22 protein-coding genes are annotated in these 23,308 nt (G+C 53.0%); 16 read left to right on the top strand and 6 right to left on the bottom strand.

The window, feature by feature from the left end; all coding sequences use genetic code 11:
- The first annotated feature begins 45 nt into the window (after positions 1-45).
- The 5 genes from prmA to purH all read left to right on the top strand — a co-directional run bounded on the left by prmA (position 46) and on the right by purH (position 5,593).
- Positions 46-975 (top strand): 50S ribosomal protein L11 methyltransferase, encoded by a 930-nt coding sequence (prmA, locus tag IMCC3135_RS06495; RefSeq protein ID WP_088916865.1) that lies wholly within the window; start codon positions 46-48, stop codon positions 973-975.
- Positions 976-981: 6 nt separating this feature from the next.
- A complete protein-coding gene (locus tag IMCC3135_RS06500) occupies positions 982-2,397 on the top strand; it encodes a zinc-ribbon and DUF3426 domain-containing protein (RefSeq protein ID WP_088916866.1) in 1,416 nt (471 codons plus the stop codon).
- Between the two features lie 112 nt (positions 2,398-2,509).
- Positions 2,510-3,496 (top strand): tRNA dihydrouridine synthase DusB, encoded by a 987-nt coding sequence (gene dusB, locus IMCC3135_RS06505; RefSeq protein ID WP_088916867.1) that lies wholly within the window; start codon positions 2,510-2,512, stop codon positions 3,494-3,496.
- 79 nt (positions 3,497-3,575) lie between these two features.
- Positions 3,576-3,938 carry a helix-turn-helix domain-containing protein gene (locus IMCC3135_RS06510; RefSeq protein ID WP_236994752.1) on the top strand — a complete coding sequence of 121 codons (363 nt, stop codon included), beginning with the start codon at positions 3,576-3,578 and terminating at the stop codon, positions 3,936-3,938.
- Between the two features lie 68 nt (positions 3,939-4,006).
- Positions 4,007-5,593, top strand: a complete 1,587-nt coding sequence (purH, locus tag IMCC3135_RS06515; protein ID WP_088916868.1) for a bifunctional phosphoribosylaminoimidazolecarboxamide formyltransferase/IMP cyclohydrolase — start codon at positions 4,007-4,009, stop codon at positions 5,591-5,593.
- Between the two features lie 24 nt (positions 5,594-5,617).
- Here the strand turns inward: purH and mrtJ are convergent, their stop codons facing one another.
- From mrtJ to hemB, 3 genes are read right to left on the bottom strand one after another with little or no spacing between them, the layout of a single operon-like run.
- Entirely contained in the window at positions 5,618-6,049 is a 432-nt protein-coding gene (gene mrtJ / locus IMCC3135_RS06520; RefSeq protein ID WP_088916869.1) for a JDVT-CTERM system glutamic-type intramembrane protease MrtJ, read from the bottom strand.
- Positions 6,050-6,066: 17 nt separating this feature from the next.
- Entirely contained in the window at positions 6,067-7,686 is a 1,620-nt protein-coding gene (locus tag IMCC3135_RS06525; RefSeq protein ID WP_169727419.1) for an OmpA family protein, read from the bottom strand.
- Between the two features lie 57 nt (positions 7,687-7,743).
- Positions 7,744-8,751 (bottom strand): porphobilinogen synthase, encoded by a 1,008-nt coding sequence (gene hemB, locus IMCC3135_RS06530; RefSeq protein ID WP_088916871.1) that lies wholly within the window; start codon positions 8,749-8,751, stop codon positions 7,744-7,746.
- Positions 8,752-8,992: 241 nt separating this feature from the next.
- Here hemB and IMCC3135_RS06535 point away from each other — a divergent pair, with 241 nt between their 5' ends.
- The 6 genes from IMCC3135_RS06535 (at position 8,993) to nfsA (ending at position 13,910) form a co-directional block, all read left to right on the top strand.
- On the top strand, positions 8,993-9,712 hold the full coding sequence (locus IMCC3135_RS06535) for a hypothetical protein (protein ID WP_088916872.1): 720 nt from the start codon (positions 8,993-8,995) through the stop codon (positions 9,710-9,712).
- Complete coding sequence (aroE, locus tag IMCC3135_RS06540) at positions 9,709-10,533, top strand: shikimate dehydrogenase (protein WP_088916873.1); 825 nt, start codon at positions 9,709-9,711, stop codon at positions 10,531-10,533. Before IMCC3135_RS06535 ends, aroE begins: the two co-directional genes overlap by 4 nt.
- 66 nt (positions 10,534-10,599) lie before the next feature.
- Positions 10,600-11,136 carry a DUF192 domain-containing protein gene (locus IMCC3135_RS06545; RefSeq protein WP_088916874.1) on the top strand — a complete coding sequence of 179 codons (537 nt, stop codon included), beginning with the start codon at positions 10,600-10,602 and terminating at the stop codon, positions 11,134-11,136.
- Between the two features lie 51 nt (positions 11,137-11,187).
- Positions 11,188-12,045, top strand: coding sequence for a branched-chain amino acid aminotransferase (locus IMCC3135_RS06550; protein ID WP_088916875.1), 858 nt, complete (start codon positions 11,188-11,190; stop codon positions 12,043-12,045).
- Positions 12,046-12,065: 20 nt separating this feature from the next.
- Positions 12,066-13,109, top strand: a complete 1,044-nt coding sequence (locus tag IMCC3135_RS06555; RefSeq protein WP_088916876.1) for an aldo/keto reductase — start codon at positions 12,066-12,068, stop codon at positions 13,107-13,109.
- A gap of 51 nt (positions 13,110-13,160) precedes the next feature.
- A complete protein-coding gene (nfsA, locus tag IMCC3135_RS06560; protein ID WP_088916877.1) occupies positions 13,161-13,910 on the top strand; it encodes an oxygen-insensitive NADPH nitroreductase in 750 nt (249 codons plus the stop codon).
- Positions 13,911-14,044: 134 nt separating this feature from the next.
- On the opposite strand, the gene IMCC3135_RS06565 is transcribed toward nfsA, so the two are convergent.
- Entirely contained in the window at positions 14,045-14,851 is an 807-nt protein-coding gene (locus tag IMCC3135_RS06565) for a CHRD domain-containing protein (protein ID WP_088916878.1), read from the bottom strand.
- A 168-nt stretch (positions 14,852-15,019) separates the two neighbouring features.
- Positions 15,020-15,520, bottom strand: a complete 501-nt coding sequence (locus IMCC3135_RS06570) for a YajG family lipoprotein (RefSeq protein WP_088916879.1) — start codon at positions 15,518-15,520, stop codon at positions 15,020-15,022.
- A gap of 371 nt (positions 15,521-15,891) precedes the next feature.
- On the opposite strand from IMCC3135_RS06570, the gene IMCC3135_RS06575 reads away from it, so the two are divergent.
- Entirely contained in the window at positions 15,892-16,983 is a 1,092-nt protein-coding gene (locus tag IMCC3135_RS06575) for an alkene reductase (protein ID WP_088916880.1), read from the top strand.
- Positions 16,984-17,157: 174 nt separating this feature from the next.
- Entirely contained in the window at positions 17,158-17,565 is a 408-nt protein-coding gene (gene rnk, locus IMCC3135_RS06580) for a nucleoside diphosphate kinase regulator (protein ID WP_088916881.1), read from the top strand.
- A 33-nt stretch (positions 17,566-17,598) separates the two neighbouring features.
- Here the strand turns inward: rnk and IMCC3135_RS06585 are convergent, their stop codons facing one another.
- Complete coding sequence (locus tag IMCC3135_RS06585) at positions 17,599-18,876, bottom strand: sensor histidine kinase (protein ID WP_169727420.1); 1,278 nt, start codon at positions 18,874-18,876, stop codon at positions 17,599-17,601.
- Between the two features lie 320 nt (positions 18,877-19,196).
- On the opposite strand from IMCC3135_RS06585, the gene IMCC3135_RS06590 reads away from it, so the two are divergent.
- The 3 genes from IMCC3135_RS06590 to IMCC3135_RS06600 are packed head-to-tail and all read left to right on the top strand — an operon-like array spanning position 19,197 to position 23,241.
- Positions 19,197-20,453 carry a YcaO-like family protein gene (locus IMCC3135_RS06590; RefSeq protein WP_205737937.1) on the top strand — a complete coding sequence of 419 codons (1,257 nt, stop codon included), beginning with the start codon at positions 19,197-19,199 and terminating at the stop codon, positions 20,451-20,453.
- Positions 20,450-21,769: a TfuA-like protein gene (locus IMCC3135_RS06595; RefSeq protein WP_088916884.1), complete on the top strand. Its 1,320-nt coding sequence runs from the start codon at positions 20,450-20,452 to the stop codon at positions 21,767-21,769. Before IMCC3135_RS06590 ends, IMCC3135_RS06595 begins: the two co-directional genes overlap by 4 nt.
- A 56-nt stretch (positions 21,770-21,825) precedes the next feature.
- The gene (locus IMCC3135_RS06600; protein ID WP_088916885.1) at positions 21,826-23,241 is read left to right on the top strand and encodes a gluzincin family metallopeptidase; all 1,416 of its coding nucleotides are present in this window, start codon (positions 21,826-21,828) and stop codon (positions 23,239-23,241) included.
- Positions 23,242-23,308: the final 67 nt, after the last annotated feature.

The raw sequence follows: 23,308 nt of genomic DNA on the forward strand, positions 1-23,308 counted from the left end.
GGAACCTGCGCTCTGATTCACCACCTGGACGTTAGAAAGATCAACATGACTGCAGCTCCTGAATGGCTTGAAATCACGCTTAAGACATCGCGTGATGAGGTTGAAACACTCGAAAACTGGCTTTTCAAATCCGGTGCCTTATCCGTGACGTTGCTGGACAGCGTGGACGATGAAGAGTTGTCGCACGCTGTTCTGGAGCCCGTGCCGGGAGAGGTGCGGCTTTGGGACGACATCACGCTAGTGGGTCTGTACGCTCGAGAAACCTTGCTGGATGAGCTGCACGATGCTTTGCATCTGGCAGCGGCCATGCTCGAGATTGCAGTGCCCGCGTTCACCGCCTCTCGATTACAGGAGCGAGAGTGGGAGCGAACCTGGATGGATACCTTCAAACCCATGCAGTTTGGCGAACACTTCTGGATATGCCCAACCGAGCAGGAAGCCCCAGATCCGAGTGCTATCAACCTGCGGCTGGATCCGGGCATGGCTTTTGGTACTGGCACACATGCAACCACTGCGCAATGTCTGGCGTGGATGGGCGCTGAAACGGCACGTACATTGCGTCCTCTGGAGGGTTGCCGTGTCATCGACTATGGTTGCGGTTCAGGTGTTCTGGCTATTGCCGCTTTGTTGCTGGGAGCGGAACGGGCCTGGGCGGTGGATATCGATCCACAGGCGTTGAGCGCTACACGAGACAATGCTCGGCAAAATGGTGTACTGGACAAGCTTGAGGTGGGTATGCCCGAGTTGGTGAATGATCTTTCCGTGGAGCTGGTGTTGGCCAATATTCTTTTCAAACCTCTGATGGATCTGGCGGATACGCTGACAGCGTCCGTGAAACCGGGTGGGCGTCTGGTGGTGTCCGGCATTCTGCGAGAGCAGATGGAACCGCTGCGTGAGCGATACAGCGAGCATTTCGAATTTGAACCCGGTCAGGATCAAGATGGCTGGGCGCTGATGACTGCAATACGTCGTTGATACGGCATGGGCAGACGCAGCCAGAAATCTCGAACAGGCCAGCAAGCCCGAGAACGGTTCAAGCACTCGGTCAAGGAGACGGAAGGCTCGGATGACAATGGGGCTAAATCTGTCGACATCTCAGCAGCTGGCGGCAATGACTCTGGCAAGCGAAAAAAGGCCAGAGCACTGAAGAGCGAATCAGAAGGTGACTTTGATGGTGATGAGGCAGATGCGATAGCAGCTGGCTATGCCAGTATCGAGGTGGATCAGAATCCGCAAACTTGCTGCTCCAACTGCAAGACCATCTTTGAAGTATCGAAAGAGTTGCTTTCGTCCAGTGATACGCGAGTCAGGTGTGGGGAATGCCTTAGCATTTTCGATGCACTGGCTAATCTGCGGCAGCCATCCGACGAGGAGGCCGAAGAGTCTGATTCAGAATCGTCCGACGAAAATGCACAAAATGTTGGCGAAGAGTCAACCGGGGACGGGCATTCCGTTGCTTCCAGTTTGCCTGATGCCAGTGCCGCGGCATTGGCTGGACTGGCTAATAATGCCTCTCCACTGGATGTGACCTACGCAGATTTCAGTCTGTTTTCCGCCGATGCGGCACTACAGAATGTTGACTATCTGGATGAAACCGTTGAAGTACAGTCTTTCGACTTCGATGATCCGGCTGGCGACGACGAACTGGATGATACCTATAGCGAAACCCTGTTTGCCCAAGGTCCCGAGGTGGACGCCCGCTCTGCCATCAATGAGACCGATAGCGGCTCTGTCAGAGACGCAACGCTGGTAATTCCAGCCCATGCCAGTGCCGGCATCTTGGTGGCTGACACAGGCGCGGAGGAGGAGGGCGCTCTTGAGCACCACGACGATCCGCTGTCAGACACCATTGCTGGCGATGGAGTGGATGAATTACTGGAGTCTCTCGAACGGGCGCAGGCCCAGAAGCCTCCGGTAGAGGTGCGAAAGACCGGATCGTGGCGGTTCAAAGGTGCACTCTTGTTACTGGCGGTGTCGTTGGCGGTGGCTCTGTACGGATATCGTGAACGACAGTCGTTGCAAAATAGCCGGTATGTACGACCTTTGCTGGAAGTCGTGTGTTCTGTGACGGGGTGCACGCTTGAGGAGCAAGTGGATCTTGATTCATTACAAGTTCTGAAGCGATCGGTTTTTTCTCACCCTACGATTGAAGATGCTTTACTCATCAATATCGGTTTCATCAACAAGGCCTCTTTTGGGCAACGTTACCCTGTGCTTGAAATTCGATTGACCGATCGAAACGGTCGCCTGGTGGTGAAGAACAGCTTCGAACCCTCGGATTATCTTGATAATTGGCAGCAAGGCGATGTATTTGCAGCCGGCAAGCAGCTTGACGTTACATTGAATCTCGATGACCCCGGCAATGAGGCCATGTCCTTCGAGCTGGACTTCAGATAGAGGTGATTTGAGCCCTATGTCGCTGTAAATTGCCAACTGCTGTTCCCTCATACGGTATTTTTAAGCGCTGATCTGTATTAGGATATACGGCCCGCTCAAGCCCACCTCACCCATGATCGAGATAGGAACACACGTCGTAGAAAATCCTGTGTTTCTGGCACCGATGGCGGGCGTAACCGACCGGCCCTTTCGTGATGCCTGTGCCCGCGAAGGCGTAGGCTATGCGGCATCGGAGATGATCTCAAGCGATACTCTGTTGTACGCAACGGCCAAAACCCGCCATCGTATCGTGCGTGCTGAAAACGATTTGCCGCATGCTGTGCAGATCGCAGGGGCAGACCCTGTTGCGATGGCTGATGCCGCTGCACTGAATGTTGCTCATGGTGCCCAGATTATTGACATCAATATGGGCTGTCCTGCCAAGAAGGTCTGCAATCGCCTGGCAGGCTCTGCATTGCTGGAACATCCTGATCTGGTCCGGGATATTCTGCGTTTGGTGGTGGCTCGTGTGGATGTGCCCGTCACTCTGAAGATTCGTACCGGGCCTACTCCTGACAATCGCAACGGCGTGGCTATCGCACGTCTGGCGCAAAGTGAGGGTATCGCCTGTCTGGCGGTGCACGGTCGAACTCGTAGCGATCGCTTCAAGGGGCAGGCAGAGTACGACACCATTGCTGCCATCGTCGATGCCGTTTCCATTCCAGTGATTGCCAATGGCGACATCTGTAATGGCGAACAGGCACTTCAGGTGCTGCGTACAACAGGGGCCGCAGGTATCATGGTAGGACGTGCGGCGCAGGGGAATCCCTGGATATTCAGAGAAATCAACGCCGCCTTGCAGGGCCTGCCTGCGCCATTACCTCCGTCTCTGGACGAGGTTGGTGCAACGTTGATGACGCATCTGCTCGGTTGCCACAAGCTCTATGGCGAATATCGAGGGGTGCGTATTGCCCGTAAGCATATTGCCTGGTATTGCAAGGGTTTGAGACACGCGGCCGCATTTAGGGAGGCGGTCAACAAGGTAGAAGATTCCAACGATCAACTTCGGCTGGTAGAGAGCTTTTTCTCCCAGCCTGCACTGTTTGAAGCCGCCGCTTGATATGACTATTTCTTATACTCCGATTCACAAATCTGGAAATACGACCTTTGCCAACTCTATTCCCAGTAGTGTCACGCACATGAGTGCTCCTGCATCCCGTAGTGCCAAAGGTGGCAATGTCGACAAGACGGAAGAGGGCAGTGTCGCCAAGGCCGTTGCCGAGGGTCTGGCAAAGGTCAAGTCGGGCAAGCCTTCAATGAGCAAAACGGTCGATGCCGGAGGGACTGCCATCGCCAGCTGTGTGCGGGACGAACTGGGTCGCTATTTCGACATGCTCGATGGTGAGAAACCATCAGGTCTGTACCGCATGGTGATTCGTCAGGCAGAGCACGCTCTGTTGAGTGCTGTCATGCGTGAGTGTGGTGGTAATCAGAGTAAGGCGGCAGAATGGCTGGGAATCAGTCGTGGCAATCTGCGCAACAAGCTGGCAGAAATGGAATAAGGCAAGCTTCCCCAGGCAGCTTTCCCACGAACAAAACAAACACATCGAATAACCGGATATATTATTAAGTGGCTGAAAAACTCGCAGGCTCTTGCGCATTGCTGAGCGTCTCTGACAAGCAGGGAATCGAACAACTGGCTCAGGCATTCGTGAGCAAGGGCATCAAGCTGCTGTCCACGGGAGGGACCGCCGAGGCCTTGCGCAAGGCAGGTCTACCGGTAACCGATGTCTCGGAACATACCGGGGCCGCAGAAATGATGGCTGGACGAGTCAAGACGCTTCACCCGACTGTGCATGGTGGAATTCTGGGGCGACGTGGCATTGATGACGAGGTCATGGTCGCACGTGGTATCGCACCTATCGACTATGTTGTTGTCAATTTATATCCGTTCGCCGCGACAGTTGCGCGCGAGGGTGTGAGTTTCGAGGATGCCATTGAGAATATTGATATCGGTGGACCTGCAATGGTCCGCTCTGCAGCCAAGAATCATGCATCTGTAGCCATCGTTACCGATCCTGCTGATTACTCGCGCATCATTGAATCTCTGGATGCATCAACAGAGCAGCAAGGCGCTCTGCGTTTCGACCTGGCGGTGAAAGCTTTCGAGCATACGGCAGCTTACGATGGCATGATCGCTGACTATTTCGGACGTCGCACGGGTGAGGCATCACATGCCGAGCCAGCTGATTTCCCACGTACGCTCAACACGCAGTTTGTGCTGAACGAAACGCTGCGCTACGGGGAAAACCCACATCAGCGCGCAGCGTTCTATCGTTCGGCAGATGCCGGTCCCGGCACTATCGCAGCAGCCCATCTGCTGCAGGGCAAGGCCATGTCATATAACAACGTGATGGATGCCGATGCGGCTCTAGCGTGTGTACGACAGTTTACCGAGGCTGCCTGTGTCATCGTCAAGCATGCCAATCCATGTGGTGTTGCTGTAGGAGCCAATCAACTAGAGGCTTACGATCTGGCTTATCGCACAGATCCGACTTCCGCATTTGGAGGCATCATCGCTTTCAATCGTCCACTGAGTGAGCAAGTGGTCAAGGAAATCATTGCCCGCCAATTTGTCGAAGTCATCGTGGCTCCCGGTGTCGAACCGGCAGCGCTGGCATTGCTTGAAGGCAAACCGAATGTACGGGTCCTTGATTGCGAGAGTTTGTCATTGGGAGGCACGGCAGAGAGTAGCTGGCTGTATCGTCCGGTTGCCGGCGGCCTGCTGGTACAGGATGATGATGTGCTCAATGTCGAGCTGGATTCTTTGAAAGTCGTCAGCAAGCGACAGCCAAGCGAGGCGGAGCTCACTGATCTTCTGTTCACCTGGCGTGTTGCCAAGTTCGTCAAATCCAACGCTATTGTCTATGGCCGGAATTCCAGCACAGTAGGCGTCGGCGCCGGTCAGATGAGCCGTGTCTATTCAGCCAGAATCGCAGGTATCAAGGCTGCCGACGAAGGCTTGCAAGTCGCAGGTGCCGTTATGGCCTCCGATGCTTTTTTCCCATTCCGGGATGGTATCGACAATGCTGCTGAAGCTGGCATCGTGGCTGTCATACAGCCTGGTGGTTCCAGGAATGATGCGGAAGTCATTGCGGCGGCGGATGAGCACAACATGGCAATGGTCTTCACGGGAGTTCGACACTTTCGTCATTAGTCCTTCAGGAGCGGCTAAACGGATTTAACCGAATAGCCAGATGAAGCCTGCGTTGTACAGTATGTGCAGTGCAATGGGAGATAGCAGGGTCTGGTGACGTTCCCAGGCCCAGCCGAATACCAGTGAAGGCAGAATAACCAGCGCCGCCCATAGGGGCGGCTGGTTCAGCAGATGCATTGCGGCAAATACCGATGAGGCCAGCACATTGGCCAGGCTGATCTGGAGCCAGGTGTGACGCATCGAAATACGTGTCAGCAGCCAGGCTTGCAAGCCGCCACGAAACACGATTTCTTCCAGTACCGGGCTGACGATGACGATCTGCAAGAGCGTCATGAGGGGCAGTGCTGTCTGGCGCAGAGGCACATCCAGCTGGGTAAGAAGTAGCCAGCAAAGCGGTGCAGCCACCGCTGCCAGCCAGAAATACCTGTCAAGCCAGAAGCGGTGTTTGCGTGTCATCGTTGAGGCATGGGTTATTACGGGTTCTCGAGTACCTCGATGCGATTATTGCGGCGACGTCCATCCGTTGTCGTATTGTCGAAATTGGGTCTTGATCCGCCGTATGAGCGCAGCAACAGCCTGTCCTGGCTGACACCGTGGCGCACAAGGTAGACGCCTATGCTGCGCAGGCGTTGTCGTGTCAACTCGGATTGTTGCGCTTCTGTACCGGTGTTGTCTGTATGGGCGACCAGTTCGATGTAGGTATCCGGAAAGTCGAGCAGCTGCTGGACTAGTGTGTCCAGTACGGCGTAGCTCGTGGAGCTCAGATCGGCGGTTTGTTCATTGAACGTCAGCTCTGGCAGCATTCCACCAAAGACAGGGCAGCCTCGGGCAGTAACCGGGTAGCCTGGCGTAGAGTCAGGGCATTTATCCAGTTCGTCCGTAATACCATCAGCATCGGTGTCCGTTGGTGGTACCACGACTTCCGGCTTTGTCTGGGTTTCCGTGGCAGTTCCCATGATTTCGACATCCGGAACCGTATCGGTTGCGATATCGATCTCGGCAAGCTCTGGAGTCTCAACGGCGGGCAGTGTGTTTTTCGTGGAGTCACCCATCAGTTTGACTTCGGGGAAGCCGGAGTCGCCGATCGGTGTGGTTTCAGGGGGTTCAATCGCCGGGGTAGCTATGGGGGCGGGTATTGATTCAGGAAGCTGTTCTGGAATCTGAGAAATCGCGGTGTCCGAGTCATTCAGATCAGGCAGTGGTGTCAGTTCGATAGGGGCTTCCGCACTGCCAGGTACCGCATTCATACCCGGTTGTGCAGCCAGATCGATCGGCGCTCCGGCACTGTCCGGAACATCATAATCTATGGTTTCAGGTAATGTTGCCGCCGTGTCTGTCGTGGACAACTCTGTGTCGATGGCCGGCTGGCCGGCAGGAGGCGGAATATAGGTTTCCGGCAGTTCGGCCGATATGGCGACGGCATCCTTCTGCGTTGTATTGCTTGTCACCGCCGTTTCGAGCTCGGTTTCGGCTTCAGTAACTGGGCTGATTATGGGTTTGACAGCCGTTGAGGGCAGCGCTGATGGACGGCGTCCGCCAAAGCGATTGACCAGTGTCAGTGTTGCTGAGGTTACATCTGTGTCGTGATAGAGCGCTTCGAGCCGCACGGCCAGGTTGAACGTCAGAAATGTCTCTATACCGGCACCGGCGCCAAAGTAGACAGGTGTATCAGTGTCCAGTAACAGGTCTGAATCGCGCTGCATGAAGCCGAAGCCAAATCGACCATACAAGGCAGCGCCAAACAGTGTTCCTCTGGGTTTGCTATCTCTGGAATCGTAAAAACGATATAACAAGGAGGCATCACCGCCCGTGTAACCGGCACTGCTCTGCTCGTCGCCGTACTGTGCATCACCCAGTGAATAAAGTTGCAATTGCCCGCTACTGCGATTGTCAAAATCCCTGCCAATGAAAAGAGTACCTACCTGACCATTTTCGTCACTGACATCTATTGATGTGTCGACAATGTCAGGCTTCAAGGTCGAGATTCCGCCCCCGATTCCCAGATACCACTGATCACCCAGAGCTGACGCTGTGCCTGAGAGGCTGGCCAAGAGGCCAGCCAGAGCTATTTTGTACGCAATTTTGTTTAGCACGGCTGTTTGCAGTCTTGTGTTACATGGATAACACAATGATAGTTGGCTTAGGCTTGTTCAGCAGGACTTGAGCCAGTTTGCGACATCATGAGCATAGTAAGTTAATACTCCGTCACATCCTGCTCGTCTGAAAGCCATCATCGTTTCCAGTACAACCGCCTTTTCATCGATCCAGCCTTGTGCTGCAGCTGCCTTGATCATGGCGTATTCGCCACTGACATGATAGGCGTAGGTGGGTACGGCAAAGGTATCCCGTGCACGTCGGACGATGTCCAGATAGGGAAGTCCGGGTTTGACCATGATCATGTCCGCGCCTTCTTGCAGATCGGCTGCAATTTCATGCATGGCTTCATCGCTGTTGGACGGGTCGATCTGGTAGGAGTTCTTGTTGGATTTGCCCAGCGCTGCGGATGCACCAACCGCGTCGCGGAAGGGGCCGTAGAAACTGGAAGCGAATTTGGCTGCGTAGCTGAGAATACGGGTATTGCGATGATCTGCCGCTTCCAGGGCTTCACGGATAGCGCCGATACGTCCGTCCATCATGTCTGAAGGGGCTACGATATCTGCCCCTGCCTCTGCATGTGACAGGGCCTGCCGTACCAGAGCGTCAACCGTTTCATCATTGATGATGTAGCCTTCCTCGTTCATAAGGCCGTCGTGACCATGCGGCGAATAGGGATCCAGTGCCACATCGGTAATGATGCCCAGCTCCGGTAACGCTGTCTTGAGTGTTCTGACGGCGCGTTGTAACAAGCCTTCCGGGTTCCAGGCTCCACTGCAGTCATCCGTCTTGGCATCATCTTCGGTCACCGGAAACAGGGCAATGGCCGGTACACCCAGCGCATGCAGAGCGGTGGCTGACTCCACTAACAAGTCTATGCTGAGTCTGTCAACGCCGGGCATTGATGGGACTGCTTGTCTCTGATTGGTGCCTTCGACGATAAAGTAGGGCTGAATCAGCATGTCAACCGTCAAATGATGCTCTTGCATCATGCGACGACTGAAAGAGTCCAGTCGCATGCGACGAGGTCTGTTGCCGGGATAGGGTGCTCTGATCCCGAACATTGGGTTATTGCTCACTGTATCGATTGTCCCGAGTTGTTGGGTTTACGGATTGATATGAGGCGCTGAGCACAAGTCAATTGATACTCATTGGTGGCGAACTGATGAGTGTCGAGTTACCATTTGCACCAAAGTCGGTAACTTAGCCTGAATCTGACTGTTTGTCTCGTTTTGGCCATGCCTCCAAGGCACAAATATGCTCGCACACCGGCTTACCCTATCTCACAGGCATTCCTTGTAAATCATGAACCCCATCGTCAAGGTATTGATTGCAGCTGCATTGTTTTGTCTCGCTCTGTACTACGGAATCGCCTTTTTACTGGGTTCGACGAACGAGCTGGAAGAGTCTCTGGATGTTAAGTCTCTGTCCTATATTCGCGAAGATGACGACACCTCCAGAGTAAAGCCCGAGATCGTAGTCGCCCCGGATGAGGCGTTGGCCGGAAAATCCGACGCTGACCCTGGCGATGTTCCAGCGCTTGAGACAGCTCAGGCTCCGGAAAGGGTGGTTCCAGCTGATAGCTTGCAGGCTGATAGAGTGCACGCGGCAACGGCCGAGACTGAGATCGAATCTCTGGAAGAAAGTGCCAGGCAGACTGATTCGTCTGCAAAGCGCCTGAAAGAGACGCTGAATGTCGTCGAACCTCCACCTCCGGTCAGAGCGGTGGATGTGGCTTTCGAGATTCCCGCAAACTGTGACGCCAGCGACGTAGTCCTTGCGCCATTGTCGGTAAAGTACCGCTATGAATCTCCCAGCATCAAAGGTGAAAGCATCGGCGAATTGCAATCATTCGCTGCCGAGTATCACCGGTGTGAAGGCGGCATCTTCCGTCTTTCACATAACCCGCTGGGAAGAGAGGACTCCACGCCCATGCTGATGCAACGTCGACTTGACGAAATCAAATATTTTTTCCTTCAACACAGAGTGCCGAAATCGGCATTGAAATATCCAGACAATTCATGATTAATCGGTACACGGTGATCGGACAACCGATCGCGCACAGTCTTTCGCCAGTCGTGCATCAGCTGTTCGGCGAGCTGACCCAGCGCAAGATTCACTACACGCGCACCGAGGCCAGCCCTGAAACGTTTGCCGATACGGTCATTGACTGGCAAAAGTCGGGCGCACGCGGCTGCAATGTGACAGCGCCTTTCAAGGAGCTGGCCGTTGAGGTCAGTGATCGACTAAGCCCCAATGCCCTGCGAGCAGGCTCTGTTAATACCATTCACATGCACCGTGATGGTTCTCGTGTGGGTCACAACACGGATGGGCTTGGCCTGGTGGCAGATATTCAAAGTAATCTTCGACGACCGCTGGAAGGGCAACGTATTCTGCTTCTGGGAGCGGGTGGTGCAGCCAGAGGTGTCATGGCACCTTTGCTGGCAACAAAGCCAGCCTTGTTGCATGTGGCGAACCGAACTGCCTCAAAAGCTGAGCTACTGAGTTCCTTGTTCGAGGATCTGGGAGCGGTCAGTGGTAGTGGCTTCGAAGAGTTGGAAGGCTGGGATAAATTCGATATTGTTATCAATGCAACAACGGTCAGCATGAACGGAGGCCTGCCGCCGTTGCCCGAAGACATTATTTCTCATCAGAGTCTTGCCTACGACATGACGTACAGTACTCGTGACACCTTGTTCATGGGGTGGTGCAAGGCGCGTGGCGCCAGTGCCAGCAATGGACTGGGCATGTTGGTCGAACAAGCGGCAGAGGCTTTTCTGATCTGGGAGGGTGTTCGCCCTAAAACGCGTATGGCCTTTCCTCGATTACGCGAACTGATATCCTGAAATCACTGTCGGTCTGAGACATGACCGACTCTCTATTCTGATCGTTCCACAATCAGGGAGTTGTGCATGAACTACGGCGATTATTCAAATCGACGCTACCCGATAATCAAGGTGGGTGCTCATCGGCCGCAGTTCCGTGCTGCCCATCCTGTCTGGCGAGTGACTACGGTTCTTTTCGGTTTGGTAGTTACGCTCTGCGTGCTGTTTGCTGGCAATGTGCCGGCACAGGAAACAGAGGCACAACCGATATTGCCTGGTGTGACTCTGATGATCGATGGCAAGCCGCTAAAGACTGAGATTGCCGCCACCAGCCAGCAGCGCTACATGGGACTGAGCTTTCGCCCATCCATGGCCGATGATGCGGGCATGCTGTTTGTGTATGACGCCGAGCGTCCGCTGACCTTCACCATGCGCAATACGCTCATCCCCTTGTCCATTGCCTTTATTTCTGCGGATCTTGTCATCAACGAGATTCACGATATGGATGTCGGCCCCAATCAACTGTTTGATTCCAGAAACATTGCCATGTTTGCACTGGAGGTCAATCAGGGATGGTTCGAGCAAAATGGTATCAAAGCAGGTGCTCAGATCGTCATGCAGTGAGCCGATGCGGTAGCATGTCTGTCTTATGCTTACATCGCAGGAACTTGCAAAGTGTCTACCGACAATCCAATCTTAACTTTTCATGATGGGCAGTGGCAGCAAGGGAGCGTGCCCGTCATGCGATCAGCTGATCATGGTACGTGGCTAGGTACTCTTGTATTCGATGGCGCACGCCAGTTTGAAGGCGTCACCCCGGATCTGGAGCCTCATTGCGAAAGAGTCAATCGTTCTGCATTGAGCCTGGGCATGAATCCGACTTTGAGCACCGATGAGATCGTGGCGCGAGTCGACGAAGGTCTGGCACAATTCCATAAAGACGCAGCTGTCTATATTCGTCCGATGTACTGGTCAACGGGCTATGGCGATGGTTTCATCAGTGCCGATCCTGACTCCACCGATTTCTGCCTGTGTCTGCAGGAAATTCCCATGCCTCCTGCGGCAACTGCCGCACGTCTGACCACCACGCAATTCCATCGGCCCTCGCTGGACGTTGCCACGGTGAACGCCAAGGCTGCCTGCTTGTATCCCAATAACGCGCGCATGATGCGTGAAGCGGTCAGCAAGGGTTTTACCAATGCCCTGGTTTGCGACAGTCTTGGAAATGTGGCCGAGTCGGCGACCAGCAACATCTTCATGGTTCTTGATGGTGAAGTGTTTACCCCGGTTCCCAACGGTACTTTTCTGGACGGCATCACGCGGCGACGTATCATGGGGCTGTTGAGCGATGCAGGCATCACTGTTCACGAGAGCGTTCTCAGACCTGAGGATTTTCATGCAGCGGATGAAGTCTTCCTGACGGGCAACCTTGCCAAGGTAACTCCCGTTATCGCTTTTGATGAAACTCAGTACGAGATCGGACCGATCACCAAGCGTGCTCGTGAAACCTATATGGATTGGGCGCATACCTGAACGCCTGACAGGAAACGACTATGAAAATGCGTTCGCTGGGAAGAACAGAGACTCAGGTTAGTCAGCTATGTCTGGGTAGCATGACTTGGGGTACTCAGAATACCTACGCTGAGGCGGCAGAACAGATTGCCTGTGCGCTGGAGCATGGCGTCAATTTCATTGATACGGCCGAGATGTATCCCACCACGCCTCTGACTGAGGCGACTCTGGGGGATACGGAAACCATTATTGGTCAGTGGGTGGCACAATCCGGTCGTCGTAATGATGTGGTACTGGCGACCAAGGTTACGGGCAATGGGCGCGAATGGATATATGGTGGTAAGGATATTACTGCCGAGAAGATTCGTATCTCAGTCGAGCGCAGTCTCAAACGACTGCAAACCGACCGCATCGATCTGTACCAGCTGCACTGGCCCAACCGAGGTAGCTATGCCTTTCGACAGGCCCTGACGTTTGATCCGTCAGGGCAGGAGACGGACAAGGTACGTGACAACATTCACGAGGTGTTGCGCGAGCTGGACGCACAAGTCAAGGCAGGTAGAATTCTGCATATCGGTCTGTCCAATGAAAGTTGCTGGGGAACGAGTCAGTATCTGAGTATTGCCAGGCAGGAAAATCTGCCTCAAGTGGTCAGTGTGCAGAATGAATACAATCTGCTGAATCGCCTGTACGATCTTGATATGGCGGAAATGTCCCACCATGAAGGTGTAGGCCTTCTGGCATTTTCACCTCTGGCTGCTGGCATGCTGACCGGTAAATATGACAATGAGGCTCTGCCTGAGGGTTCGCGACGTACCTTGAACGCGAATCTGGGTGGTCGCTATATGGAACGTAGCAAGCCTGTTTGCGAAAAATATGTCGCGCTGGCTCGGGAGCATGATCTGGATCCGGCACAAATGGCGCTGGCTTTTTGCCTGACACGTCCATTCATGACTTCCGCCATTATTGGTGCTACCACCATGGAGCAGCTAAAGGTCAATCTGGCCGCCGCAGCTCTTGAACTCTCGGATGAGGTCAAGGCTGGCATTCAGAATATCTACGAACATTTTCCAGTACCCATGTAGTCCTCATCAATGAGGCGGGTACTTCCTACCCTTGAAACTTGAAAGGTATTAATGAGCTTCCAAACAAACCCCACCATCGAGATGCTCCGTGCACATCGCTCCATTCGCAAGTTTGAAGATCGTCCGGTGGAAGATGAGACCGTACAGCAGATAGTCGCCTGTGGTCAGGCGGCGGCAACATCCAGTAATGTTCAGGCGGTCAGCGTCATCCAGGTCAAGTCGCCTGAGCGTCGCCAACGGTTAGCAGAACTGGCAGGTGGACAGGGCTATGTTGCCAGTGCCGGTGCTTTTCTAGTGTATTGCGCCGACCTGAAGCGATCTGCTGCTGCCTGCGCGTCGCAGGGTGGAGAGTTCGAGCCGGGCATGACAGAACATTTCATCATCGCAACGGTTGATGTCGGGCTATCTGCACAGACAGCAGTTATCGCTGCTGAATCCATGGGCTTGGGAATCTGCTACATCGGTGGCTTGCGAAATCATCCAGCCGAAGTCAGTGAATTGTTGCAACTGCCTGAGCAGGTGTATCCGGTTTTCGGCTTGTGCCTCGGCTATCCGGCTCAGGATCCGGAGGTAAAGCCGCGACTTGCCGTTGAATCTGTACTGATGCAAGAGGTTTATGACACAGAGAGTCAGGCTGGACATATTGCCGACTACGACAAGCAGCTGTCTGCCTACTATCAATCGCGTACAGGTGGTACCAAGGACAGCAACTGGAGTCAGGAAATGAAGGCGCTGGTGGGCAAGGAATCAAGGCCTCATATGAGTGGTTTTCTGAAAGATCGTGGTTTTACAATGCGTTGATAGCATCAGGCCGTGGATGTCCGGAGCCTTGCTGATTGAGTTACCCATTGTTGTAAAACGCCCGGATTCTGCAAATTCTGCGGAATCCGGGCAGTAGTCACGGGTGTAAGGCTGATCCGTGTCTCTATCTTTGATTAAGGTGTGCTGACAGTGACGCTGGCTGAAGCTGCTGATTCGTTTGCTTCGTTATCAATGGCCACCACGTAGTATTCGTAGCTGGTGCCACTCATCAGGTTGTCGTCGAAAAAGCTGTTGCCGTCAGCATTGCCATAAGCTTGTCCGTCACGGTAGACATCGTAGCTGCTGACGACACCATTATCGGTGGAGCGATCCCAGAAGAGTTCCAGAGCTGAGCTTGAGTAAACCTGTGCTGTCAGGTTCATCGGGACCGTGGGTGCATCGCCAGACATCATGTCACCATCATCGTCGTCATGTGTGTGCTCATGAATCTGATTGGCCAGTTGGCCACGAATGGCACCGTCCGGAAAGTCCGGATTATGCACATTGATGTAGAACTGCTCGGGATTGTTCAGGATACGTTGCACGATTCCCGCCTCGCCGGTGGGGAATTTACCCGTTTCGCCTTCGGTCAGACAATCTGCCGCGTTGCCATCTTCGGGGCCTGCAAGCGCTGCGACCACGGGGCCGTTTGAGTCACGCAAGCCTTCGTGGATGTGTGCGGCCATACCTTCACCAACGGGTACCAAATCGATCTTTTCGACTGTCAAAACGTAGCAAAGAGTTGTCGGATCACCATCTATTCCGGAGACATAGGCCTCACCCTTGCCATCAGGATCACCCGCAAGGCGAGTGGTAGGGTCGGAGCCGACCTCTTCACGTCCATCAAGCGTCGCCTCCAGTAATTCATTGGTGTGTCCTGCCATGGCGCCGAAGCTGGCTGAGGCGCACAGGGCGCTGAGAGCGCAGGTTCTTAAAGTCATTCTCTTCACGTATTTCTCCTTAGGGTTAAAGGGATACGCTTTTTGATTTACGTATCGCCTGTTAACCGATACGCAGACTGACGCCAGAAAGTTGCACCTGGCGTCAGTTAATTTTCGAGTGCTGGTCAGTAAGGCGATTGAAGCTATCTGGAGCTGCTCGAAAAACGGTTATTCAAATATGTTATCGCAGCCTGCAAGGTCGTCTGTAGATACACCGCTTACCGCTGTCCAATCCTGCAGTGGTTGCTCTGCGAATGTAATACTGAGAATGCTGCCGTCTGTGCTGCTGGTCGCGTTGAAAGTACGATCGTCCGGCAGGCTATAGGCATTATTTGCGGGGTCCTCGGGCGTCAGCGTCAAAGGCGCGCTGCGCAGATAGCAGTTGCCATCATCTGCCAGGTCATCCTGACGGAAGTCGTATTCTAGATACACACCATCAGTGGATATTTCTACATAACGCTCATCAACGCTACCGGCTTCACCGTTGCGGGCATCCCATAGTCCGGCGATGGCGCTGGTATCACCACCGGGCGCGCTGGGCAGTGGGTTTTCAGGTACGTCGCTGTCCGGGGCTGGATTGGAGGTCTGGTCAGGCTGGTTATCATCGCTACTACAGCCTGCGAGCAATATCAGGAACAGACAGGTGCACAGGTGTTTTCCTGGATTCATTGTCAGTATTCTCAAATCAGGTGTGGAGGGAGGTCACCACCTCGGTTGGTGGTGATTCATGAGTAGTGCAATTGGGATTAAATGCCTAAATATTGCTTTCGTCAATCAAATTTGTGAAAACCGAAGGTAATAAGCCAGAGGCGTTGGGAAGTTCAGCTTTCACGACATGCGCTGTAAAAATTGCTGTCATTGCCAGCCTGGCATTGAGCGCCAATCTGTCGAGTTAGCATTGATCCCATGCATATCGGAATGTCTGTTTTTCAACGTTCCTCGCGCTTGCTTTTCAACATCATCGACTACATAGACCCTGCATTCAGTTGCACTGAGTTCCGGGCGCCTTGGCGCCTGGTTTCGTATAAAAAGAGAAAATCATGAGTCACGCTTTATTTTCCCCGATCACTGTTGGTGATCTGCATCTGGCGAATCGTCTCGTCATGGCGCCGTTAACCCGGAATCGTGCCGATGTTGATGGCGATGTTCCGCACAAGCTGCACGAGACCTATTACGCACAGCGCGCCAGCGCTGGCCTGATCATCACAGAAGCTACCCAAATATCCCCCGAAGGCAAAGGCTATTACCGGACTCCCGGCATTTACAGCGAAGCACAGGTTGCTGGCTGGAAGCGCGTCACTGATGCTGTGCATGCCAAGGGTGGGAAGATATTTGCCCAGCTATGGCATGTCGGCCGCGTGTCCCATACATCACTGCAGATAGACGGCCAGGCGCCGGTTGCCCCGTCCGCGTTACGTGCTGAGGCGAAGACCTTTATCGAATCAGGATTTGTAGATACATCAACTCCACGTGCTCTTGAAACTGATGAAATTCCCAGACTGATTGAGGATTTTGCGCACGCTGCACGCCAGGCGAAGGTGGCAGGGTTTGATGGCGTAGAATTGCACGCCGCCAATGGTTATCTGCTGGATCAGTTCATGCGTACATCATCTAATCATCGCGACGATGCCTACGGTGGTTCGGTGGAGAATCGTACGCGGTTGCTCGGAGAGGTTATCGATGCGTTGTTGACTGTATGGTCACCCGGTTGTGTCGGTGTTCGTTTCAGCCCTTTTTCACACGCCGGTGGTGTGGAGATTGATGATCAGATGGAAATTTTTCTTGCAGCCATTGCTCATGCTGAGCGTGCCGGACTTGCATATATGCACATTGTGGAGGGTGAAACCGGCGGAGAGAGGACGGCAACTACTGCACAACTTGCGACACTTCGTTCAGCGTTCAGTGGCAAATACATGGGTAACAACGGTTATGATCGTTCGATGGCCATGCGTGCGATTGAAGATCGAGACGTCGATCTGGTTTGTATTGGTCGCCCCTTCATTTCGAACCCTGATCTGGTAGAGCGCTTTGAAATCGATGCCCCTCTGAATTCACTGGATCCGGATACTCTATATGGCGGTGCTGCGGAAGGCTATACCGATTACCCTTTTATGAGTGAGGTAACGGCCTGAGCATCAGGTCCTGCAAAGTCACGGTCGTTGCCACAACCATGACTTTTTGCAGTACAGTCCAACTGTAAAGGGCAAACCTTCAGCCAATGTGCTGAACGCCACAATTAACCCCAAATACCCTGACCTGGGCTTGCCAGTATCAGTGCATCCTAACGTTTTAATGTCGAGATTCGCATGAACCCCGCTATTGTCATTTCTACCCTTGATGTTGATCGATTGGAAAGTCTGATGCGCAAGCTGCCTGCGTCCGAATTCCCTGGTCGCGAATCCTTACAGGCGGAGCTTGATCGAGCGCAGGTGGTGGATCCGCAGGAGATACCTGCAACAGTCGTCACGATGAATTCCACCGTACGATTTGCCATTGTCGAGACATCGGAGGTCTTCAGTCTGACACTGGTGTATCCGAATGACATGGGGGATGGTGAAGGCCGGATATCCATTCTTGCACCTGTTGGTAGTGCATTGCTCGGGCTGAAGGAGGGCGATATCATCGAATGGCCCAAGCCCGGTGGCAGTGTGCAGAATGTGCGAATTGAAGAGGTTATGTATCAGCCGGAAAGAGAAGGGCAGTTTCATCGCTGAGAAAAGCCCAGCGCAGTCTTTCGTTGTACAAACTCAGTGAAGCATGTCAGGAATGACAAGCTTCACTGAGGTGCCCTTGCCCAGCTCGGATTCAAGCGTCACGGTGCCGCCCAGCTCACGCATGGCTTCAGCCACCAGGTACAAACCCAATCCTTCACCACTGACCGAATGCGTATCGTCCAGATGAGCATGGGCACGGACACGCATTCCCAGCACCTGTGATAATTGCTCTTCCGGGATCCCCAGGCCATTGTCTCTGACGTTCAGCTCCAGCGAGCCGTCAGCATGATCCTTGCGCGTAATCCACACATCTCGGCTCTGTTTCTGAGGGTCACTGTATTTGATGGCATTGGATAACAGGTTGCTCAGGAACAGTTTCAGTCGACTGGTCTCCAGGTAGATTTCCCCCAGATCGTCGGGGACATGTATCGAGACATCCCGTGTCTGCAGTGCCCCTGATAATTGTCGGCAGAGATCGGTAATCAGGGGTGTCAGAGGCAAATTCTGTCTAAGCGGGCTATCGACGGGATCGGACTGGTCGATGGCGACCAGACGTTCCACATTATCAATGACCGAGGCCGCCTCTAGAAGAGACTGGCGAATGTGTTCAAGATCCGTACGCTGTTGTTCTGTCAGTTCGTCAGATTCGTTCAATAGTTCGACGCCGAGCAAGGCGCCGTTCAGCGGCGTGCGGATTTCATGGCTCACAAAGCGATTGAAGGAGGCCAGTTTGTCTGTCTGTTTTTCGATAGTTGCCATATAGCTTTCGGTAAAGGCATCCATGGTGTATTGCTGGATCAGACGAATGATTGAGTTGATGATATCGCTGACTTGCAGAACTTCACGCAAGGGGGCATTGCCTTCAAATTCGTCAATCGAGCGAAGCTGGTAATCAGCCAGAACACATGCAAGCAGATCGTATTCACGCAGCAACTGACTGATGGTGGCTTTTTGTGTGTGTCGCAGACGTCCCAGTTCAAGTGCCTTGTGGCTGATGACCGAGTTGACCATGCTCAGTTCGCTGTTTTCACTCTCCAGGATGATACCGAGCTGTTCGATCATTGCAGGAATGTGGTCAAGGTATTGGTCCGTGGGAAAGATGTCCACGGTCTTCTCATTGACGACGACTTCCAGGCGGTTCAGCCAGTCACTGGCAAGCGCACGGCTGACTGATTTGATGTTCTGCGATACGAATAGTCGATAAGTTGTAGCACTAGCCTGCATCGATGAGGTGCGATTCAGCTTGTGTGTGTCCTCAGTGTGCGTGCAGGCATTCGGATGGGTGTCGTCGCTACGATCATCGGTATGCATTTTTACACGCTCACCTGAGCTTGGGCTGAAAGTACCACTGTACCGTACACCACCGATGCTCGCTAAACCTGACCCGCGAAATTGATAAAAACAGCAAGGTTTTTCCCAGTTAAGCATCGCACTTGATGATGAATGAGGCCATCCGTACTCGCATCGTTGCGAAGCTTGCAAAGTTTCAAGTACAGTGAGAAGTTACAGCGGCGGCAGCTTGGGCTGAAATGGATCATGGATCAACTCGGTTTAGCCTCAAAAACCGGAATGATCGTCGAGTGACTGGTTGCCTGGAATGAACATATAGCATCGATTGCGAGGCAATGCATTTGCAGGATTCATGTCACCCTATCACCTACCGAGTCGGCACACACCGTATTTGCGATCCTGAAGAGACGCTTACGCTCGTCAGGCCCTATATGCCAGCCATGGGCATTACTCGTATAGCCGATGTTACCGGGCTGGATACCATCGGCATACCGGTGGTCATGGTCTGCCGCCCCAACTCTCGTTCTGTTTCTGTCTCGCAAGGCAAAGGCAGCACACTGGCAGCTGCCAGCGCATCGGGATTGATGGAGAGCGTCGAAGGGTTTCATGCCGAACACATTACGCTGCCGCTTAGAATTGCCTCGGTTGTGGACATGCAGAACTCGGGGTGTCGGGTGAGCATCGAAGGCTTGCCAACGGTCGAAAATTCACCGTTTCATCGACATTTTCCTATCGCCTGGATCGAAGCGGTAGACCTGTTGCGGCAACAATCCTCATGGGTGCCCTATGAAATGGTGCATACCAACTACACCTGGCCACGACCCTCTGGCAGTGGTTGTTTTCCTGCCAGCAGTAATGGTCTGGCTTCCGGGAATTGTCTTGCAGAAGCAACCATTCATGCCATTTGTGAGGTTATCGAGCGTGATGCGATTACGCTCTGGCATCAACTCGGGGCTCAGGCTATCGATCGTACTTCCATCAATCCGGATACCATTGATGATCCGCTTTGCCTTGAGACTCTGGGTAAGCTTGAAGAGGCCGGGCAGGATACGTATCTATGGGATATCACATCAGATTCAGGTATTCCAAGCTACTTTGCAGTCATCATGGATCGACAATCGCACACGCGGCATATCGGTGTTGGGTCGGGCACCCATTTGTCCCGCCATGTTGCGTTGTTACGAGCCCTGCACGAGGCCGTACAGGTCAGAACCACTTATATAGTCGGCGCTCGTGATGATCTGACTCCCCGTGAGTACACTTCGGAAGGTATTGATGAAAAACAGCGCTTTTTCAGCAATATCATACGACGCTCATCATTTTTGACCGACTATTCAGACAGGACAGACATACATTCGGCATCGGTGGAAGAGGATCTGGATACGCTGCTGCAGTGCTTGCAGAGAATCGCGATTTCCCAAATGCTGCTCGTGGATTTAAGCAAGCCCGAATATGACATTGCGGTCGTTAGGGTGATCATCCCTGGGCTGGAATCTCCCCATGATGATGATGGCTATATACCCGGAGCACGCGCACTGGGTGTACGCAATGAGGCGGATAATGGTTTTCAGCAGCAGCGCGAGTCACTGGGCGAATGAATGTCGTATTCGCAGGTCCCACGATCAGTCATGAAGAAATACGACGTCACCATGACTGCGTCTGTCTGCCTCCCGTGAGCCACGGTGACATTCTTCGGGTGTTGCAGGACAAACCGGCGGCGATCGGCATTATCGATGGCTATTTTGAAGGAGCGCCATCCGTCTGGCACAAGGAGATTCTGTACGCCCTGGATCAGGGTGTGCGGGTGTATGGCAGCTCCAGCATGGGTGCTCTGCGTGCTGTCGAGTTATATCCATTCGGTATGAAGGGGGTCGGGCAGGTATTTCAGTGGTACCGGGACGGTGTCATTACCGATGATGATGAGGTTGCCGTTTTGCATGGCCCTGAGCAAGTCGGGTTCGTGATGGCCTCCGAACCCATGGTCAATATTCGTGCAACGCTGGCTTTGGCCTGTCAGCAACAAGTCATAAACGATGTACAGAAGTCGAGCTTGCTGGATATTGCCAAGAATACGTTTTACAAGAAACGCCGTTGGTCAGATCTGCTTGAAGCGGCGATTGGTTTGTTTGAAAACAAGGCGCAGGCTCGTTTGATAGCTGAGTGGTTGCAGCAAAACCGTGTTGATCTGAAAAAGCAGGACGCACGATGCCTGCTGGCAGAGATGCATCAGGATGCTGTCGAAGATCTGGATGTTCCACCAACAGATTTTCATTTTGAATGGACCGTTGTCTGGGATGTTGCATTCAAAGAAAATGAGCGAATGCTGGCATCAGCGATAACGCTGACAAATGACGACAGGAAGGTGCTTGATCAGTTGCGTCTCTATCCAGAGCAATATGAGCGCTACCAGGACAAATCCCTGCTGAACTGGATGAGTTTTGATCATGCAGAAACTATCATTTCGGATAGTGCCTTGAAGACTGCACTGAATCAGTTCAGGGCTCACAACCGACTTGCCTCACGCAGTATGCTGATGAGCTATCTGGAGAGGGCAGATCTGGACGAGTCGAAGCTGACAGCGTTGATGCACGGGGTTTCTCGCCTGGAATCGCATCGTCGATCAGCCGGTGATCTGCAGCCTGGAATCATCGATCAACTCAAACTTGATGGTCAGTATTTCAGGTTTCTTGACCTTGCCAATCTGAAGATTGCGACACTTGCGAGCGCTGAGATTGATTCTGCGCAGTCAGGTTTGCTACCACCACAGCTGATTGCATGGTATTTTGAGAAAAAGCTGGGTGGCGCGATTCCACCGCGACTCGATATTCATCTGGCTAAAAACGGTTTTGAAGGTACTGATCATTTTCATCAATTGATTGGGAAAGAATATCTGTACTGGAAAGAGTGCAGGTGATGGTGTCTTGCAAAATCAGGTAATCAGGCAGGAGCGCTCTGAGGGATATTGATCACGTGGGCACGTTGTTCAGACTATTTCCACAAACGCAGACAGGTGAGAACAGCCTGCCTGCGGAGATAATCGAAATCTCGTCACCAGCGGGCAGCATTGGTCCTGGGCCGAGTGACGATCGAATGTATGTCATCTTTCCGGTCGACAAGGCTCAGGAATATGGCTTGCATGAAGATGAAAATGGCTACCCCTATGTTTATCTACCGCCATGGGATGGGCCGGTTTACGCGCCAGCCATGCCCGATGACAATGGTCATTTTCTGCATTACGATAATCCGGATGACCCTGCTTTCCATGCCGCTCATACCTATGCATCAATACGGTTTACCCTGGATATCTGGGAGAGATATTTCGGTCAACCTATAGAGTGGTATTTTCACAAGTTCTATCAGCAAGCAGAAGTTGTAATACTTCCGAAGTTTGAGAACGCGCAAATCGGACGGGGCTTTATCGAAATCGGTACCGATGTAAACAAGCAGGATGGCTCTCTCTCTCCGTTCACTTTGAATTTTGATGTCATTGCCCATGAAGTGGGGCATGGTGTTTTGCTGACCCTGGTGGGAGAGCCTGAGCAGGGTCGTGAAACGGCTGAGTTTCTAGGCTTTCAGGAGTCCAGCGGCGATGTAGTCTCAATGATTTCAGCACTTCATTTTGATTCCGTTGTTGACCAGGTGCTTGAATCTACTTCAGGTAATCTGTATCGCGCTAATCATCTGAGTCGATTCGCTGAAACCTCGTCGATCGATCAGATTCGGATGGCCAATAATAATTCCAGACTGTCAGATTTTACTGCTGGATGGAAGGACTCTCATTTACTGGCACAACCACTGACGGGTGCCATTTACGATATTCTGGTCGATGTGTTTCACGAAGAGCTGGTCCGTGTGGGGGCCATCTCAAGCACACTCGAAGAGCTATCCGACAGCCTGGAAGGATCGCCCGAGTACGAGCAGTATTTGCAGGCTGATTTTGAAGCAGCCTACGCAGCGGCACCTGAACTGTTTCGCGAGTCGTTGCTATATGCCCGAGACGCGGTGGCGACTCTGCTGATCGATACATGGGCCCGCTTATCACCCAATGATCTGCATTACACGGATTTTCATCATGCGATGCTGAAAGCCGAGAAGGCTTTGTTTGATGGGCAATATCGCAATATCATCAATGTGAATTTTATCTGGCGCGACATCGGTTCAGCCACGGTTGGGCCGAGACTGCCGAAGGACAAGGATGAAAAACACAGCGCCGCTGGGCACAGTCACAAGAGCGAGTACGATCACGCCGAGCACGATCACGCCAAGCAAGATCATGAGGCTTCGGAGGCTGAGCAAACGAGTGGTCTGGTAGCGAATGCTGCTGGACGCAGAGGACGAGTCAGACCGTCTTTTGCCGAACGTTACTGGCAGGCCAGAGCTGGCTGAACATGCACAAGACAGACGCTCTGATCGATAAGCAGATTTTTAAAAAATCCAATACCCGGAGACAGTA

It is taken from the genome of Granulosicoccus antarcticus IMCC3135 (assembly GCF_002215215.1).
Classification (GTDB): domain Bacteria; phylum Pseudomonadota; class Gammaproteobacteria; order Granulosicoccales; family Granulosicoccaceae; genus Granulosicoccus; species Granulosicoccus antarcticus.